Annotated in this window: 12 protein-coding genes; 4 read left to right on the forward strand and 8 right to left on the reverse strand. The window is 54.1% G+C overall.

Annotated elements, in window-relative coordinates; all coding sequences use genetic code 11:
- Nucleotides 1-138: 138 nt before the first annotated feature.
- Nucleotides 139-2,634: a DEAD/DEAH box helicase gene (locus tag ACIQW9_RS11270; RefSeq protein WP_402336680.1), complete on the reverse strand. Its 2,496-nt coding sequence runs from the start codon at nucleotides 2,632-2,634 to the stop codon at nucleotides 139-141.
- Nucleotides 2,635-2,859: 225 nt separating this feature from the next.
- Between ACIQW9_RS11270 and ACIQW9_RS11275 the strand changes: the two genes are divergently transcribed.
- The 4 genes from ACIQW9_RS11275 to ACIQW9_RS11290 all read left to right on the forward strand — a co-directional run bounded on the left by ACIQW9_RS11275 (nucleotide 2,860) and on the right by ACIQW9_RS11290 (nucleotide 7,432).
- Nucleotides 2,860-5,019, forward strand: coding sequence for a GNAT family N-acetyltransferase (locus ACIQW9_RS11275; protein ID WP_402336682.1), 2,160 nt, complete (start codon nucleotides 2,860-2,862; stop codon nucleotides 5,017-5,019).
- Nucleotides 5,012-5,446 (forward strand): transcriptional regulator, encoded by a 435-nt coding sequence (locus ACIQW9_RS11280; RefSeq protein ID WP_402336685.1) that lies wholly within the window; start codon nucleotides 5,012-5,014, stop codon nucleotides 5,444-5,446. The genes ACIQW9_RS11275 and ACIQW9_RS11280 overlap by 8 nt, the downstream gene beginning before the upstream one ends.
- 367 nt (nucleotides 5,447-5,813) lie before the next feature.
- A complete protein-coding gene (locus tag ACIQW9_RS11285) occupies nucleotides 5,814-6,035 on the forward strand; it encodes a 2-hydroxymuconate tautomerase family protein (RefSeq protein WP_011872600.1) in 222 nt (73 codons plus the stop codon).
- Nucleotides 6,036-6,229: 194 nt separating this feature from the next.
- On the forward strand, nucleotides 6,230-7,432 hold the full coding sequence (locus ACIQW9_RS11290) for an MFS transporter (protein ID WP_402336689.1): 1,203 nt from the start codon (nucleotides 6,230-6,232) through the stop codon (nucleotides 7,430-7,432).
- A 9-nt stretch (nucleotides 7,433-7,441) separates the two neighbouring features.
- Here ACIQW9_RS11290 and ACIQW9_RS11295 read toward each other — a convergent pair whose 3' ends face one another.
- The 7 genes from ACIQW9_RS11295 to oxlT form a co-directional block, all read right to left on the reverse strand.
- Nucleotides 7,442-10,618: an efflux RND transporter permease subunit gene (locus ACIQW9_RS11295; RefSeq protein ID WP_402336691.1), complete on the reverse strand. Its 3,177-nt coding sequence runs from the start codon at nucleotides 10,616-10,618 to the stop codon at nucleotides 7,442-7,444.
- On the reverse strand, nucleotides 10,615-12,024 hold the full coding sequence (locus tag ACIQW9_RS11300; RefSeq protein ID WP_402336694.1) for an efflux RND transporter periplasmic adaptor subunit: 1,410 nt from the start codon (nucleotides 12,022-12,024) through the stop codon (nucleotides 10,615-10,617). Before ACIQW9_RS11300 ends, ACIQW9_RS11295 begins: the two co-directional genes overlap by 4 nt.
- 81 nt (nucleotides 12,025-12,105) lie before the next feature.
- Nucleotides 12,106-13,035, reverse strand: coding sequence for a multicopper oxidase domain-containing protein (locus tag ACIQW9_RS11305; protein ID WP_402336696.1), 930 nt, complete (start codon nucleotides 13,033-13,035; stop codon nucleotides 12,106-12,108).
- 22 nt (nucleotides 13,036-13,057) lie between these two features.
- On the reverse strand, nucleotides 13,058-13,435 hold the full coding sequence (locus tag ACIQW9_RS11310; protein ID WP_402336698.1) for a c-type cytochrome: 378 nt from the start codon (nucleotides 13,433-13,435) through the stop codon (nucleotides 13,058-13,060).
- Nucleotides 13,432-14,127, reverse strand: a complete 696-nt coding sequence (locus ACIQW9_RS11315) for a c-type cytochrome (RefSeq protein ID WP_402336700.1) — start codon at nucleotides 14,125-14,127, stop codon at nucleotides 13,432-13,434. The genes ACIQW9_RS11310 and ACIQW9_RS11315 overlap by 4 nt, the downstream gene beginning before the upstream one ends.
- Before the next feature lie 13 nt (nucleotides 14,128-14,140).
- On the reverse strand, nucleotides 14,141-15,190 hold the full coding sequence (locus tag ACIQW9_RS11320; protein WP_402336703.1) for a multicopper oxidase domain-containing protein: 1,050 nt from the start codon (nucleotides 15,188-15,190) through the stop codon (nucleotides 14,141-14,143).
- A gap of 431 nt (nucleotides 15,191-15,621) precedes the next feature.
- The gene (gene oxlT, locus ACIQW9_RS11325; protein ID WP_402336706.1) at nucleotides 15,622-16,941 is read right to left on the reverse strand and encodes an oxalate/formate MFS antiporter; all 1,320 of its coding nucleotides are present in this window, start codon (nucleotides 16,939-16,941) and stop codon (nucleotides 15,622-15,624) included.
- Between the last annotated feature and the right edge of the window lie 596 nt (nucleotides 16,942-17,537).

The raw sequence follows: 17,537 nt of genomic DNA on the forward strand, positions 1-17,537 counted from the left end.
TAGACAAAATGATGCCAGATAAATGCCATAAGGATGAAGCTGCATGCCTTCGGCATACTCATTTCAAGGTGGCAGTGCTTTAACGAGCAAAAAAAGAGGGCGAAAATTTCGTCCTCTTTTTTACTTCAGCAATGCCGCTTACTTCCTTTTGCTGCCCAGTTTGATCATCGGCTTGCCGGAAGGGCCGGTAGCTGATCTTGGTGCCGAACGTGGTGCATCGAAGGATTTACCGCTAGCGACCGCTGCGCGTTTCGACACCGGTTTACCGCCACGCGCCTTGTCGGCCACACGACGGTCGCCGCCTTTGCTTGGCGCTGCAATCGTTACGCGCTTGTCCAAGGTCTTTTCTTCCATAGGACGCAAGCCGGAATGGCTGATACGCAAAGGATTGCCCGAGATGGAAACGTTTTTAAGTTGATCGAACACTTCATCCGGCATGCCCGCAGGCAGGTCGAGCAGGGTGTGACGCTCGAAGATTTCGATGCGGCCGATGTACTTGGCTTCGAGTCCTGCTTCATTCGCAATCGCGCCGACAATGTTGGCCGGCTTTACGCCGTGATCGTGACCAACCTCTATACGGAAAGCCTCCATCTCAACTGCGCCCGCTTTTTTCTGTGCAGTGCGCTCTTTCTTTTGCGCGCCAGGCTCTTTCACCATCGGCTCGTCGCTCTCGAAATGTTCTTTCTTCGGAGCTGGTGCCGCTGCAAGCGGTGCGGCAGGTGCTGGCCGCTCCGTGCGTGCAGGACGCTCTCTCGATTCCGACTGCGCAGGTTTGTCAAAATGCGCGGCAAAATCGCTGCGCGCCGGCCTGTCCGAGAATGGCACTTGCGCTGGCGCTGCTTTTTTAGGCGCAGGCGCGGATGATGCAGACGATGCCGCTTGGCCATCGGCAGTGATGTTCAATTGCTGACCGGCGACCCAGACTTTTTTCAGGTGATCGAGCATGTCGGACGGCAAGCTGTTCGGCAGATCGAGCGTGCTGTAATCGTCGTAGATTTCGATGCGGCCGATGTATTTGGAATCGAGATTCGCTTCATTCGCAATCGCGCCGACGATATTGCCCGGCTTGACGCCGTGCGCATGGCCGACTTCGATGCGGAAAGTTTGCATGCCTTCATCCGGCGCACGTGCGACGCGCTCCTTGCGTGGCGCCGCCGAACGTTCGCTGCGTTCTGCGCGTTCAGGACGCTCGAATCTTTCCGAGCGCTCCGGCCTGTCCGATCTTTCATTCCTGTCAAAGCGTTCAGCACGTTCAAAACGACCACCGGATACCGGCTTGTCGCTGCCCCACGACTCACGTGGCGCCGGCTTGTTCTTGTCGATCACCAGCGGCACATCGCCACGTGCCATTTTAGCCAGCGCTGCAGCGATTTCGACCGCCGGCACATTGTGTTCGCGTTCGTAATCTTCGATCAGCGAATGGAATACTTCCAGTCCGCCAGCCGCAATAGTTTCTGCAATCTGATCCTTGAATTTCGAGATACGCACATCGTTAACCGCTTCGACGCTAGGCAATTCCAGCACGGCGATAGGCTGGCGCGTGGCGCGCTCGATGGCTTTCAACAGATTTCGTTCACGCGGCGCGATGAACAGGATTGCTTCACCGCTACGACCGGCGCGGCCGGTACGGCCGATGCGATGGGTATAGCTTTCCGGATCGTGCGGCACGTCGTAGTTGATAACGTGGCTGATGCGCTCAACGTCCAGGCCGCGGGCGGCCACATCGGTCGCCACCAGAATATCGATCTTGCCGTCTTTCAATTGCTGAATCGTGCGCTCGCGTTGCTGCTGTTGAATATCGCCATTGATCGCCGCAGCGGAGAAACCGCGCGCCTGCAATTTGCTCGCCAGTTCTTCCGTACCCAGCTTGGTACGAGCAAAGATGATCATGCCGTCGAAGGTTTCCGCTTCGAGGATACGTGTCAGCGCTTCAAGCTTCTGCATGCCGCTGACCAGCCAGTAACGCTGGCGGATATTGTCGGCGGTACCGGTCTTGGCGGCGACGGTAATCATTTCCGGATCGCGCAGGTAAGTCGTGGCGATGCGTTTGATGGCGGACGGCATGGTTGCGGAGAACAATGCGGTCTGGCGCGATTCCGGCGTTTTTTGCAGGATCGTTTCCACATCGTCGATAAAGCCCATGCGCAGCATTTCATCGGCCTCATCCAGCACCATCGTCTTCAATTTCGACAGATCGAGCGAGCCTTTTTCCAGATGGTCGATCACGCGACCCGGCGTACCAACAACCACATGCACGCCACGGCGCAAGGCGCTCAGTTGCGCGCCATAACTCTGGCCGCCGTAAATCGGCAACACGTGAAAACCGGGAATATGCGTCGCATAACGCTGAAAAGCTTCCGCCACCTGGATCGCCAGCTCACGCGTAGGCGCCAGCACCAAAGCCTGCGGCGTGGTCTGTTTGATATCGATACGCGACAGGATAGGCAAGGCAAAAGCCGCCGTTTTACCGGTACCTGTCTGCGCCTGCCCCAGCACATCGCTGTTATTCAGCAGCAGCGGAATCGTGGCCGCCTGAATAGGCGACGGCGCCTCGTAACCCAGCTCTTTCAGCACGCGCAGCAGCGGTTCGCTCAGGTTAAGGTCGGAAAATAGGGGGAAGGATGGGTCAGACATGGTGGCTCACTAGTATGTTCGGATCGCGGAAATGCGAAAGATGGGACGGAGTTTACTCTGTTGAAGCACTCCATTTACAGAAAATGCTTGGCAGGGCTTAGAAAGCGCCACAAACCCCCATAGATTCACTACGACAACGACCTTTCGCTAACTAGTTACTTTCTGTCATGATGCTTACCAACAACCATAAAACAATAATTGTGAAATGTGCACTTGGGGACAAAATTGAAAGAAGAGCTGAGCCGTCTGACCGTACTTAAAAAGTATATAGATGTAGCGCCATGGCTAAACGAGGTAACGAAGGCTGCGGATCAACACAGAAAAGCACTTGGCTTTTTCCCGGCCAGCGTTTTCCATGAATATGCGAGCAAAGACCAACTCTATGTGGCAATTGACTGGGATGACGCCGGCAATGCTATCTACGCCGGCCACTTGCTTTTCAATTGTTCGTATCCCCGCGCCAGCGTCCTTCAAATGCTGTCATTTTCGAGCTACCGTCAGAAAGGCGTCGCAACCATCCTTTTGAATCAAATGAAAGCGACGCTAACGCAATTTGAATACATTTCTATCTATGCTCGTGTTGCGGAAGATCTAATTGATGCGAACGCCTTTTGGGAAAAAAGACATTTTTACGTGCAACGCATTGAACCAGGTGGAAATGCAAGAAAACGAACAATCTTAGTACGAAGCCATGAACTTCCCTCTCTGCAGCTTTTTCCTTTGAGTGGTGTATCAACTAGCAATCCACTAGGGCTCGACGTAATCAATAACGAAATCCCAATTTACTTACTCGATCTAAACGTCTTGTTCGATCTTTCTCCTCGCAGAGATCGACATGAAGAGACAATCGACTTATTTCAAACTGAACGCATGGGAAGTTTTAAGTTTGCAATTAGTTCAGAGCTGAGTAAAGAGCTTCAAAGAACCGCCACTATCGGCCGCACAGATCAGATGCAATCCTATGCACGTATTTTCCCAACCTTTCAATTTCAAACCACCAACCAATGGGAATTTTTACTAGAGGAATTAGCGTCATTTGTATTTCCTGTCAAAAATGAACAGGGCTTAACTGAAAATGACAAATCGGATTTGCGTCATTTGGCTACGGCGATCCAATATCGTCTCACCGGCTTTATTACTAATGATGCCGCCATTCTGAATGCCTCCGCTAAGCTGAAAGCACAATATGAAATAGAAGTTGTTTCGCCAACTGCTTTCAAACAGACATGTTCAACAAGCTCAACTGGAACTGCTTTCGAAACTTCATCAGATACATTAACTCTGGGTCAGGTCACTACTACTGATGAACCGAAAGTTTATGAACTTCTGGCGAAGCTAAAAGTAACAGGCTCATCTGTTATGTCCGGATGGGGCTGCCCAGATTCAAGTGGCAGAGTTTTCACAAAACAAGGGGTTTGGGATAGCGGTCGGCTCTTAGGCTATTTGACTTGGCCAGCTTGGTCGCCAGATGGTGGTGTAAACGCAAAGATAGCAATAGATGAATCTGCTGCGAATTCTTTAAATGCCACTAGAGTTTTACTTAAATTCTTTCTAAATCAAGTTCCGGCCCAAAAAGCCTCAAAAGTTAAGCTGGAATATCCTCAACAGCAAGTATATGTTCGTGAGGTTGCCTCTTCATTGGGTTTTCGTTCAACACCTATTCCGTCATCCCTAAGCAAACTAGTATTAGGGCGAATAGTTACCGAGTCCAATTGGACAACTTGCAAAAACGAACTACTTTCAGCGGGAAATTTGCGATTACCTGAAAATCCACCAATCTTTCGAGATGTAGATCAGCAAATAGAATTGTTCACTCCGGACGGAAATAAAGTCTATATCTCAATCGACTCCCTCGAAACTTTACTTTCACCAGCTCTATTTTGCCTTCCTGGGCGCAATGCAGTTATTACTCCAATCAAAAAAAGTTTTTCCGAGCCTCTGCTGGGCCATTCGCCACAAATGTCATTTCTACCCATGGCAAGAGCTGCTCTATATCAAGAAAAGCACTACCTCAGCAGTCCAAAAACGTTACCCATGTTCAGTCGAGGTACGGCAATTCTCTTTTACGAGACATTGAAAGAACGGGGCGCTGGGGCGATTGTTGCAATCGCACGAGTAAAGCATGCTTACTTAAAAACCCAAGAAACGTTAGAGGCATCCGATCTGGATCCATCAGTGCTTGATTCAACCGGATTAGAAGCTATCGGCCAATCAAAAATTAAAACCGTTACAGTATTTGATAATCTATTCCCCTTTCCAAATCCAGTACAACTCAGTATTCTGCAAGCCATCGGTTGCGGGAGCCCGACAGACTTAATTACTACGCACCGTATCAATGACCGTCAATTACAAAGAATTCTCTCCGAAGGTATGAAACGTGACTGATGAAAAGCATATTTTGATTTCGCTTGAGCCTCGTCACGCTGAAAACATACTGTCCGGAAAAAAGAAGTTTGAGTTTAGAAGTCGAACCATGCACGTCGATGCAAATACCACCGTGTGGATTTACGTGAAAATGCCAGTTGGTGCTGTCGTAGGAAAAGCGACGATTGATGCTTCCTATTCATTAGCGCCGTCCACATTGTGGCGAAAGTTTTCTAAAGAATCCGGTTTGACGAGCAAAGAATTCTTTGAATATTTTCAAGAAAGAAGTAAAGGGTTTGCCCTTGCCTTATCGGATGCAAAGCGCATAAAAAATCCCGTTTCACTAGCAACATTAAGAACGGCATCTTCAGGATTCCAACCACCTCAGTTTTTTACGCACCTTCCAAAAGACGGCGCCTTGCTAGCTGCATTGTGTCAAAAAAAATAAGGCTCTCGCCAGATTTTAGATTAGAGCCTCTACTCAACACTAATGTGCGCTAAGCAACTGAACAAAACGATCAAACCTGTAAAACTGGAACATAGGCACTCGTTATCACGACGGATGCCATCCTTGCAAAAGCGCGCCTCCAGTTCGATCAGATCGCCATTCTGTATATCCTTCTCGACAATGAAGCGATGCGTTTGTACTAGGCCTGCCCGTTGCGCGCCAGCGTGAAAATCCCCGACACATCTTCTGAATTGTTTGCCTCAGCAGCCTTTCCCTGAAAAAGCTATTCTTTGCATTTGTCGCAACAGCAGCGTCAGATACAAGAATGTGATTGCTGATTGTTTACTCAAACCCAGAGGAACTCACCATGCCATACATCAATATCCGCATCACACGTGAAGGCGTCACAGCCGAACAGAAGCAGGCGCTGATTGAAGGCGCGACCGAGTTGCTCAGTCGGGTGCTGAACAAGAACCCGGCCACCACCTTTGTCATCATCGATGAGGTGGATACGGATAACTGGGGTATCGCGGGTGAGAATGTCACGACTTTGCGCAAGCGGGCTGCGGAGAAGAAGTCGGCCAGCTAGCTTCGTGGGTGAATAAGACAAAAATGCCGCGCAAGGAGCGGAGAGGCGGGGTCGAATTTTGTCGTCAGTCAGGTTCCGGCATGCGCAGATAAGGCCGACGCCAGCCGAACCGGAGGCATGAATCGCGGCGCCGGTTATGATGGGCAGATCGCATCGCCCATCAAACATCAAGGCTGCCACGAATAAACTGATGCATGAACGCTGCTGACCGCAAGCCAATCTGGCTCATCCCTACGCTGGGCCTCACGCAAATTATCGGGTGGGGTTCGATGTTTTACGCCTATGGCGTACTGATGCAGCCGATGGAAGCGGAGCTACAAACTTCGCGCTCTGTCGTGGTCGGCGCGTATTCGGTCGCGTTGCTGATATCCGGTTGCCTCTCGATGCTGGCAGGGTCTATCGTCGATCGCATAGGCGGGCGGCTGTTGATGGCTGCAGGCAGTTTGCTGGCGGCGCTGATGCTGGCCTTGCTGTCCAATGTGCATAATGTGTTGACACTGTACCTGGCTTGGGCAGGCATAGGCGTGGCGATGAGTGCGACGCTGTATCAGTCTGCATTTGCGGTGCTCACGCAAGTGTTCGGCAACGGTTATCGTCGCGCGATTACGATGGTGACGCTGTTCGGCGGATTTGCGAGTACGGTGTTCTGGCCGCTGACGCAGGCGCTATCCGATCATGTCGGCTGGCGGAATACCTGGCTGATTTTTGCTGCGGTCAATCTGCTGCTGTGCTTCCCGCTCCACTGGCGGCTGCCGGCATTTTCTCCGGCAGTCGATGCACGCACACACCGGAACACGCACAAGGCCGGGCTGGCGGTGATTCTGCGGGAGCGACGTTTCTATCTGATTACCTCTGCCGTCACGTTCAATGCGCTGGTGTTTTCTGCAATGTCCCTGCACCTGATGTCCATCCTGCAAAGCAAGGGTATCTCGCCCACGCATGCGGCGGCGATCGGTGCAATGATCGGGCCGATGCAGGTATTGGGGCGCATCCTGGAAACCACGTTTGGGCGCAACACGAGTTCACACAAGGTCGGGATGATTGCGATGTGGCTACTGCCGCTGGCGCTAGCCCTGTTATTCGCACCTACCGAATGGTTCGTGATTTACGTTTTCTTTGCTGCGATGTACGGCATCGGCAATGGCGTGATGACCATCGTGCGCGGCACCTTGCTCGCTGAATTGTACGGACGTGAAATTTACGGTGCGGTCAGCGGCGCAATGGCGGCACCCGTGATGATCGCCATTGCCGCGGGCCCGTTCGTGGCATCTCTTTTGTATTCGGCAACCGGCGGCTACACTGGCACCCTGCTCATACTCGCCGCCATCTGCGCCTTCGGCGCGATCCTGTTCAGCTACACAGTCGTCTCGGCCCGGCAGGATACCGACACTGACTAGATGACATCATCACTCTGCTGCATGCACGGGCTCTGCTTGCGGATCATCCTTTTGCCTGCGATGCTTTTGACGATGCTGTATTTTTTTACGATGTATCAGCAGATAAAAAGCCGGAATCACGATCAGTGAAAACAGCGGCGCCGTGATCATGCCGCCGATCAGCGGTGCTGCGATACGCTTCATCACATCCGCGCCTGCATCGTCCGAGAACATCACCGGCAGCAAACCGCCCAGTATGACTGCCACCGTCATTGCCTTCGGACGCAGGCGCAGCAAAGCGCCGGAGATGATGGCCGACAGCAGATCGGCATCATCCATCTCGGCTTTTTGCTCCTTCAACGCAGCCAGCGCCTGATCCAGATACAGCAGCATCACGATGCCGAATTCGGCGGCGACGCCAGACAACGCAATCAACCCGATGACGACCGCGACCGATAGCTGATAACCCAGCAGATAGATAAACCACAGACCGCCTATCAGTGAAAACGGCAGGCACAATAACACCAGGCCGACCTTCACCGCATTGCGGAAATGCAGGAACAGCAAGGCGGTAACCAGCAACAGCGTCAGCGCCACTGCCGACCACAATCGCGGCTTGCCGTTCTGGTAGTTCAGATACTGTCCCTGCCACGACATCGTGTAGCCGGTGCCGAACTTGATCTTCTGATCCAGTACTTGCTGCGCCGCTTCCAGATAGCGGCCTGCGTCCGGCGTAGCCAGATCGATGAAGACATAGGCCACCGGGCGCGCATTTTCACTCTTGATTTCGGTCGGACCATCGCTGACGTGCACGCGGGCGATATCGCGCAGCATGATCAGCGCACCGCTCGGCGCCTTGATGCGGATTTCACCCAGCGCACGCGGCGAATCGCGATCGCCGCGCGCATAACGCAAGGTGATCGGGAAACGTTCACGACCGTCAATGATGGTGCCTATCGTCTGCCCACCGACGGCGCTCTCCACCACGCTCTGTATATCTACGACGCTGAGTCCATAGCGCGCCGCTTGCTGGCGATCGATATCGATATCCACATAGCGGCCGGCGCCTATGCGTTCGGCAAACACCGAGCGCGTGCCGGGAACAGCGCGCAATGCCGATTCGATGTCTATCGACAGGCGTTCCAGTTGCGCCATATCCGGCCCGCTGATCTTGATGCCGAGCGGCGTGCGTATGCCGGTCGACAGCATATCGATGCGGGTCTTGATCGGATAGCCCCAGGAATTCGTCAGCCCTGCCAATCGCACGGTCTGGTCGAGTTTCTCAATCAGCCCCTGCTTGGTGCTGCCAGCCGGCCACTCCGAACGCGGCTTGAGAATGATGGTGGTTTCCAGCATCGACAGCGGCGCCGGATCGGTCGCGGTTTCGGCGCGGCCAGCCTTGCCGAACACTCTTTCCACTTCGGGCATGGCGGCAATCAGTTGATCAGTGCGACGCAGAATATCGGCAGCTTCATCAGCCGATATGCCGGGCAGCGTCGTCGGCATATACAGCAGATCGCCTTCGTCCAGCGGCGGCATGAACTCGCTGCCGAGTTGCGACAAGGGGAAGACGAGCGTCATCAGACTCACGGCGGCGGCGAGCAAGATCATCTTCGGATGCCGCAATGCGGTGTGCAGCGCCGGCTGATAAATGCGCTTGAGCACGCGGTTGAGCGGGTTGGCCGATTCCGGCGGAATGCGGCCGCGTATCGCATAGCCCATTAATACCGGAGTCAGCGTAATGGCCAGCATGGCGGCAGCGGCCATCGCATAGGTTTTGGTGTAGGCCAGCGGGGTGAACAAACGCGCTTCCTGGCCGGTCAGCGTAAACACCGGCAGGAACGACAAGGTAATGACCAGCAGGGAAAAGAACAGCGCCGGGCCGACTTCCGTCGCGCTTTGTCGCACGATGTCCCAGACATCTTCCTTCTGTTGCTCCAGCGGGATTTTTTCCAGATGCCTGTGCATGTTTTCTATCATCACGATGGCGGCATCGACCATCGCGCCGACGGCGATGGCAATCCCGCCCAGCGACATGATGTTGGCGGAGACACCTTGCAGGCGCATGATCCAAAGCGCAACCAGAATGCCGATCGGCAAGGTCACGATGGCGACCAGTGACGAACGGAAATGGAACAGGAAAATGCCGCAGATCAGCGCGACCGCGAGCGACTCTTCCAGCAATTTATCGCGCAGCGTATGCACGGCGCGCTCGATCAGGCCGGAGCGGTCGTAGGTAGGCACGATCTCGACGCCGGGCGGCAAGCCTTTCTTCAATTCTTCCAGCCGCGCCTTGACGCCGCGTATGGTGGTAAGTGCATTTTCACCATGTCGCATCACCACAATGCCGCCGGTGACTTCGCCCTTGCCGTCGAGTTCGGCAATGCCGCGTCGTGGCTGCGGCCCGACCGTGAGATTGGCGACCTGTTTCAGACGTATGACGTTGCCGGCGCTATCGGTCGCAACAGGAATGTCGTCGAAGTCGGCGGTGTTGCGCAGATAGCCGTTGGAGCGCACCAGATATTCGGCGCGCGCCATTTCAAACGCGGCGCCGCCGCTGGACTGGTTGCTGTTTTTAACCGCTTGCGCCACCTGCCCCAGATCGAGGTTGTGTGCGGCCAGCTTGACCGGATCGACATCGACCTGGAACTGGCGCGCCATGCCGCCCAGGCTGGCGACTTCAGCCACGCCCGCTACGCTTTGCAATTCCAGTTTCAGATAAAAATCCTGCAGCGCGCGCAGCTTCTCGACCGGCGTATGGCCGCTGCGATCCAGCAGTGCGTATTCATACACCCAGCCGACGCCGGAGGCATCCGGCCCCAGCGTCGGCTGCGCACCGGCCGGCAGGCGGCCGGCAACCTGGCTCAGGTTTTCGAGTATGCGCGAGCGCGCCCAGTAGATGTCGGTGCCATCCTTGAAGATCACATAGACATACGATTCACCGAACATCGAAAAACCGCGTACCGCCTTGGTGCCCGGCACCGACAGCAGCGATGCGGCCAGCGGATACGTCACCTGGTCTTCGACGAATTGCGGCGCCTGTCCTGGGAAATCGGTTTTCACGATCACCTGTACATCGGACAAATCCGGCAGCGCATCGAGCGCCAGGCGCGACAGCGATTCAATACCACCCACAATTAAAATCAGGCTCGCAACCAGCACGACCAGTCGATTGCGTATCGACCAGGCTATCGTACGTGCGATCACGGATGCGCGTGGGCGTGAGATGGCTTGGGCGTGGTGCTGCAGATTTCCATGGCCGGTATTGCCTTGGCCATTTTGATATCCGCTACCGGTTCAATTTCTGCCGGCGCCGCCGCGAGACGGTTTTGCATCGCATGCATCGAAGAAGCGGCATCCAGCAGGAACTGGCCATTGACCGCAACGCGGTCGCCGGCTTTCAGGCCGGAGCGTATTTCGACCATGTGTTCATCTTCAAGTCCGATGGCAACGGCGGCGCTGCGGAAGTGACCGTCGTCTTCACTGACAACGACAAACTCGCCGTGTCCGGTGCGTATCACTGCATCGCGCGGGACGCTCACTGCGCGGTGTGCAGCGGATTTGATGCTGGCCTTTGCATAGGCACCGGGCAAAAATGCTGCGCCGGCATTCGACAGCGGCAGGCGCAGTTTTGCCGTTCTGCTGGCCGGATCGATTTGCAGCGTCGCCAGATTGATGCGTGCCGTATGCTGCACGGTATTGTCCAGCCCTGAAGTCAGCACGACTTCATCGCCGTTCCTGAGCCAGCTTACCTGGTCGGGAAACAGATTTACTTCCGCCCATACCCTGCTGTTGTCGCTGTACACCATCAGCGGCTGCATCGGATTGATGTAGCTGCCTTCACGTGCGGAAATCGCCGTCACGATGCCGCTTTGCGTGGCGCGTATCGGCATCACCTCCGGCACCCGGCGGCCTTTTTCCAGCAGCTCCAGTTCATCGGGCGGAATGTCGGCGGCCAGCAGGCGATCGCGTGCGCGGAAACGTTCTTTTGCCAGGCTGCCCATCATGGCGGCATTCGGTCCGAGCATATCCATGTCCCTGCTTTTTTCCTGCATGGCATCGCGTCGCGTCAGCAGATCGACATATTCGCGCTGGCGCTGCTGCAGTTCGGGCGAATAAATTTCATACAGCACCTGCCCCTTGCGCACTTGCTGACCCACACCCTGTATATGCCAGCGCTTGATCCATCCCTCCACTTTGGAGTTGACCGAAACGGTGCGGCTTTCATCGGGTGAAATGGTCGCGAAGGTGTTGATGGCGCGATGCATGTCGTTGACCGCAACGGTTTCCATCTTCACACCCATGCGGTGCTGGGTCTGCATATCGACATGCACCAGATCGCTGTGTTTGGTGGTGCCGCCACCCGCCTTGACCAGATGCATGCCGCAAATCGGGCAGCTTCCCGGGTGATCCTGCACCACCTCGGGATGCATCGGACAGACGTATTTGGTGGCAGCCGCCGCCGGACGCGCCAGCGGATTCTGCGCAGTGCCGGCGGCAGCAATCGTGGAAACATAGTCAACCGGCATGATGCGGGTTGCGGCATAGCCGAGTGCGGTAGCGCTCACCGCAGTGATGCCGATGCCTAGCAACAATCGTCGTTGGATACGCATAGATGAACTCACTGAATTAGGTAATACCGTCGAAGCGGCATCTGAAAAAATGGAAGGTCGCCGACCTTCCATTTTTCTGTGTTAACGAACCAGGATGTTTTCGCCCCGGCCCATTTTCGGATCTGCATCTTTGGTGAATTGCAGAATCGCGATGCCGCCTGTCAGCGCCTGACGCATCGAGTGCGTCACCAGCGCATTGGCGCCTTCGATCGGCGAGATGATGTCAAACGAAGCGGCATCTCCCGGCCCGACAACATAGGTTTGCAAACCCGTCATGGCGTTCTTCGGATTGCCGCTTGGATAGACCTTGTCCCAGATGCCTGCAATCGCATGGAACGATGAGGTTTCATTCGGGCCGGCATTGATGAAGTAGATACGCACACGTTCACCAGGTTTGGCCTGCAGCATGCGGGTCGCTGCCGGATCGTGTACCGGGTCGTACTTGAAGATGCCGCCATTGAACATCACGTTGGTCCATTTGTTGGCCATCATGTCGTCCTGGCTATCCGGATTTGCATACAGCTCGGACTGGATCAGCACGTATTCACGATCGGCTTTCGGCATGGCTTTCGGATCCTTGGGATCAACGATGATGGCGCCATACATGCCGCGCGCAATATGCTGGATCATCGGATCGGAACCGCAGTGATAGAAGAAGATGCCGGCGTGCTCGGCCTTGAACGTGAAGGTGCCTTTTTCACCCGGCTTGACCGATTCGAAATCCTTGAGGATGTCGAACTGGCCGGCATGCATATCCATCGAATGGGAATTCTTGTTGTTCTTGTCGTTGAACAGCGTGAATTCGACCACATCGCCTTCCGTCACATGGACAACCGGGCCGGGAACCTGGCCTTCAAAAGTCCAGCTGCGATACATCGTGCCCTTGTTATCAATCGGCGTATTGACTTCCTTGGCGGTCATCGTGATTTGCACCGTCTTCGCCTGGACAGCCACGCTGGACAGCATTGCTGCGGCCATCGAGACTACCAGCAGCAGATTCTTTTTCTTCATTGCTTACCCCTCTTGTTAAAATTTATTGAATGCCTGTTTTACTGATAAAGCGCAGGTAACTCACCATTTCCTTGATTTGATCGTCGTCTAGTACTCCCCCCCATTTCGGCATAAGAACGGATTTGCTCACTGACAGGCCGCCTTCCTTGATGGCCTTGAACAGCGTGTCGTCGGGCGTATCGCCCATGGCTTTGCTATCGGTGTGATCACGCGGCTTGACCGACATGTGCTGGCTGTTGATGCCGTTGCCGTCACGGTTGATGCCATGACACTGCACGCAGTACGTGTTGTAAATCTTGATTGATTTGGCATGCTGATCCTGCGCCTGTGCGCCGGTAGACAGCAGCCCCAGCGCCCCGGCAAGCAAGGCGAACCTGATGAAATTTTGATGGCGCATCATTTCTTCTCCGCAGATTTCAGGGTCAACATATAACCGGTCAGTTTTTGCAGATCGGCCGGATTCAGCTCCAGTTTCGGCATCCAGACATGGGGATCGAATGCCTGCGGATTCTTGATGTACGCCAGCATGTAATCCGCCTGCAGCCGGTCACCGGCCGTAAACAATTCCGGCCCGGATGCGACGCCGGCATCCGGCTTGGCTGAATGGCAGGATGTGCAACCGCGCAGCTTGGAAAACAGCATCGCGACAAACGATGCGTTGATAGGCTCGTTCTTGAATGCGCCTTTTTCGATCAGGCCATCCGGCCCCTTCAGCGCCATTAAAGCCTCGGCGGCCTGGCTTGCTTCTTCCTTCGACAGCTTCGGATGCACAGACAGTTGCGTGCTGTCGATCACATCGGGCGCACCGGCCCCACCGCCCTTCACCACTTTGGAATACAGCACGCCGCCGGAACGGATGACGGTCGGGTTCTGCAGCCAGTTTTCCATCCATTCGCGATTGAATTTGCTGCCGGCAAAGTACAGATCCGGCCCCTTGCGTTCCCAGAGACGCTGCAGCGATGTGTTATCAGGCTTGGTCACCGCGTGACAGGCTATGCATTGCTTGTTGAGCAGTTCCTGGCCGGGGCCGGCCCAAGAAGCCAGCGACGCCGTACCCAGCGCCAGCATTCCCATGACATGTATCAGCTTCATTTTTGCTCCTTGTTTATTGAATTGCCTGACCTTTGAATACGTCGTTGGTATAAACGCCGGGGCCTTTTTTCAACGACTCTTCATAGTAGAAATTCGGTATGAATTTTTTGCCTTTCCACTCGTACCAGTTCTCGTCATTCCTGATTTCGTCGTATTCGATGGTGGTCATGATTCCGCCCATCGGCCGCTCGCCATTCATCGTGTGCGTATCGACGTGGTCGTGGATCATCCAGCGGCCCGGATTGTCGGCAGTGAAGATCACGTCATAGCGTTCGCCGGGACCGACCAGCACGGTATCGCCACGAATCGGATTAACCAGCGGGAAACCATCCTTGAATGCAATGATCGAGACATGACCGTGCATGTGGATGCTGTGCACCAGATCGCCGGCACCGATCAGGCGCAGACGCACGACATCGCCCTTCTTGACGCGGATAGGCTGGGTGTCCGGATAGGATTTGCCGTTGATCGTGAAGTAGTCGTAGGTGTCGCCGGGTATGCCGCCGAAGCCCGGCTTGGCAGCCCATTTGGAATCCCAGTCGGACAGCATCAGCACGTATTCCTTCGTCACTGTTTTTTCCAGCGCGGTCGGCTTTTTGGGACGCACAATAAAAGGCCCCCACATGCCGCGCAGCGTGACGTGCTCATTGACGTTAACGTGGCAGTGGTACCACATGGTGCCCGACGGTTCGGCTATGAATTTGTAGGTGAAGCTGTCACCCGGTTTGATCGCGTCTTGCGTCACGCCAGGTACGCCGTCATTTTTCCAGGTGCCACGTTGCAGCATACCGTGCCAGTGGATGGTGTGAGGCAAGGCGGTCATATTGTTGACGTTGACCGTGATTTCATCCCCTTCATCGACATAGAACAGCGGGCCCGGAACCTGGCCGGCATATGCAAAAGTGTGGAACTGCTGCTTTTCCACCAAAGTGATGCGCGTATCCTCGATATTCATTTCGAAGTCCCGCTTCGCTGCAAGCGCGTCGACAGCTGCCAGCGCACTCGCAAACAGCAGCCCTCCCAATACGACCGCCCTGCCAAAATCCCGCCCCCAAAATTTCATACATGCTCCGTCTGATTGGATAAATAGGCATTTAAAATGCATATTTAAATTCAAAAAAAATGCACTTAACTCAACGTGTTCCGAATAACAGGCATTTAATATGCATATTTAAGATTAAAAAAATGGCCGGAACTCCCGGACCTCTTTTAAACATGCATATCCTATCCAGCTTTAAATTGGATTGCAATAAAAAAACATGAAACGCATGTCACCAAAAAGGTTATTGCGATGGAAGGTAGAGGAATAAAACAGCCTGTTTCCAGAGTCAAATTCTGCAGAAACAAGCATGTTTAATCTGCGCTCGGCAGCGTGGTAAATATGTTGAAAGAGCGCCCTGACGATCAATCGAACATGCACACGGATGCGCCACACGAAAAAAAAGGCTCCCGAAGGAGCCCTGAAAATTGAGACCGAATTAAGTGCTGATGCGCTTAAGCAGGTACTGCTGAAGCGTTACCGCCAGCTGCAGTCTCTTTCGCCAGAAGTTCTCTGGAGAGTTTGACGTGCTTGGCAAGCGAAGGACGCAATGCAACGATAGCCAGAACTGCAGCGGTCAGATCCATACACGCAACGGTGTACAGAACGGTAGACCAGGTGCCGGTCGCTTCCATCATCAGGTTACCGACTGGTACGAACAGAGCGCCGATACCTTTAGCGGTGTACAGCACGCCGTAGATCTTGCCGATGTGCTTGGAACCGAATGCATCGCCAGCCAGAGCCGAGAACAGTGAGTACACTTCGCCCCATGCCAGGAACACAACGCCGGACAAGATCAGGAATGCCCATGGGTTATGACCGAAGTAGCCCAGAGCGATAATGCCGAAGCCTTCCAGCGTGAACGCGATGACCATGGTTTTTTCACGGCCGATGTTGTCCGAGATCCAGCCGAACAATGGACGCGAGATACCGTTCATGATGCGATCAAGCATCAGTGCCAGAGGCAATGCTGCCATCACGAAGAAGTGCAGATCGACCTTGAATTCCTTGACGCCCAGATCTTGTGCGATCACGCCGAGTTGAGCAACAGCCATCATGCCGCCGGTAACAACCAGAATGAACATGATGAACATCAACCAGAACAGTTTGGTGTTCAGTGCTTCTTTCAGTGTGTAGTCGCGAGTTGCTTGCAGCAGTTTCTGCGATGCAGGAACCTGACCTTTAGCAGGCGAACGCAGAAACCATGCTGCGACGAATGCCAGACCACCTTGCAACAGACCGAAGAACAGGAAGGTGTCCTGGAAGCCAGCCGATTCGATCATTGCCGCGATAGGCAGAATCGTTGCAGCGGAACCAGCACCGTAACCACCAGCGGTCAAGCCGACTGCCAGACCACGACGGTCCGGGAACCATTTCAACGCGTTGTTGATACAGGTAGCGTAGATCGAACCGACGCCGATACCACCCAGCGCTGCGCCGAAGTAGAAACCACCGAGGGTGGTTGCCTTGGAATTGACTACCCATGCCAGACCGATGAAGACGGCGCCGAAAGCAACCATCAGGCGTGGGCCGAGCTTATCGATGAAGTAACCTTCAATCGGCGCGAGCCATGTTTGAACCAAAACGAAGATCGTGAATGCGATCTGGATTTCTGCGCGTGCCCAGCCGAACGTACCTTGAATTTCAGGTACGAACAGTGTCCATGCGTATTGAATGTTTGCCGTTGCGATCATACAGACCACACCGACGACGAGCTGCCACCAGCGTGTGCTGCTGGATGTACCGCCCGACAGTGTTTGAGTTGCTGCGTTCATGTTGTTCCTCATGTCCATTGACTGTTTTGGTTATTGTGCAAACCAGTCAATGCTTGGATTGAATATTTACCTGCGCCAAAAGCACAGGCCACTCTCAAGGTTTGCTAAAAGGCAGCCATATACATGGTCCGGTCGATCGCCGTTCCGCCTTCCGCCTTGGCAATTCAAATGCGAATCGCCACAACGGTGGTGTAGTTCGGTCCTACACCCTCTTTAGTAACAAACCCATTCACCCGAGCAGATCGCTCAAGCCTCGCCGTGATTCATTCACTGGATTTTCCGATCACTAGCGCGTCTCGGTCGCCGTTTTAAGTCGGCGTGAAAATCGTATGAATCAAGGAAGACAAGAAAAACAGCTGGTAGCCATTCATCTCAGAATAAGGTTAGGTCACCGTTAAGATTTCGTGACAATACGGTCTTGCCATTTAGCGATCAATACGTACTTTTACTTAGGATGACTACGTGTTTACACGTAACAGGCGGCGAGGAAAAATCACAACGTGATATATCCAATGGAAATATGAGACATCATTTTTACGCATGTAAAAAAACGCTATCGCGCAGCCAGCTTGATGTCTGGACGATTACAGGCGGAT

The sequence above is a fragment of the Herminiimonas sp. NPDC097707 genome, assembly GCF_044761395.1.
Taxonomy (GTDB): domain Bacteria; phylum Pseudomonadota; class Gammaproteobacteria; order Burkholderiales; family Burkholderiaceae_D; genus Oxalicibacterium.

Coding starts and splice junctions, on each gene's coding strand:
- ACIQW9_RS11320 (WP_402336703.1), bottom strand. CDS start 15,190: ATGAAATTTTGGGGGCGGGATTTTGGCAGGGCGGTCGTATTGGGAGGG.
- ACIQW9_RS11315 (WP_402336700.1), bottom strand. CDS start 14,127: ATGAAGCTGATACATGTCATGGGAATGCTGGCGCTGGGTACGGCGTCG.
- ACIQW9_RS11305 (WP_402336696.1), bottom strand. CDS start 13,035: ATGAAGAAAAAGAATCTGCTGCTGGTAGTCTCGATGGCCGCAGCAATG.
- ACIQW9_RS11285 (WP_011872600.1), top strand. CDS start 5,814: ATGCCATACATCAATATCCGCATCACACGTGAAGGCGTCACAGCCGAA.
- ACIQW9_RS11270 (WP_402336680.1), bottom strand. CDS start 2,634: ATGTCTGACCCATCCTTCCCCCTATTTTCCGACCTTAACCTGAGCGAA.
- oxlT (WP_402336706.1), bottom strand. CDS start 16,941: ATGAACGCAGCAACTCAAACACTGTCGGGCGGTACATCCAGCAGCACA.
- ACIQW9_RS11300 (WP_402336694.1), bottom strand. CDS start 12,024: ATGCGTATCCAACGACGATTGTTGCTAGGCATCGGCATCACTGCGGTG.
- ACIQW9_RS11290 (WP_402336689.1), top strand. CDS start 6,230: ATGAACGCTGCTGACCGCAAGCCAATCTGGCTCATCCCTACGCTGGGC.
- ACIQW9_RS11310 (WP_402336698.1), bottom strand. CDS start 13,435: ATGATGCGCCATCAAAATTTCATCAGGTTCGCCTTGCTTGCCGGGGCG.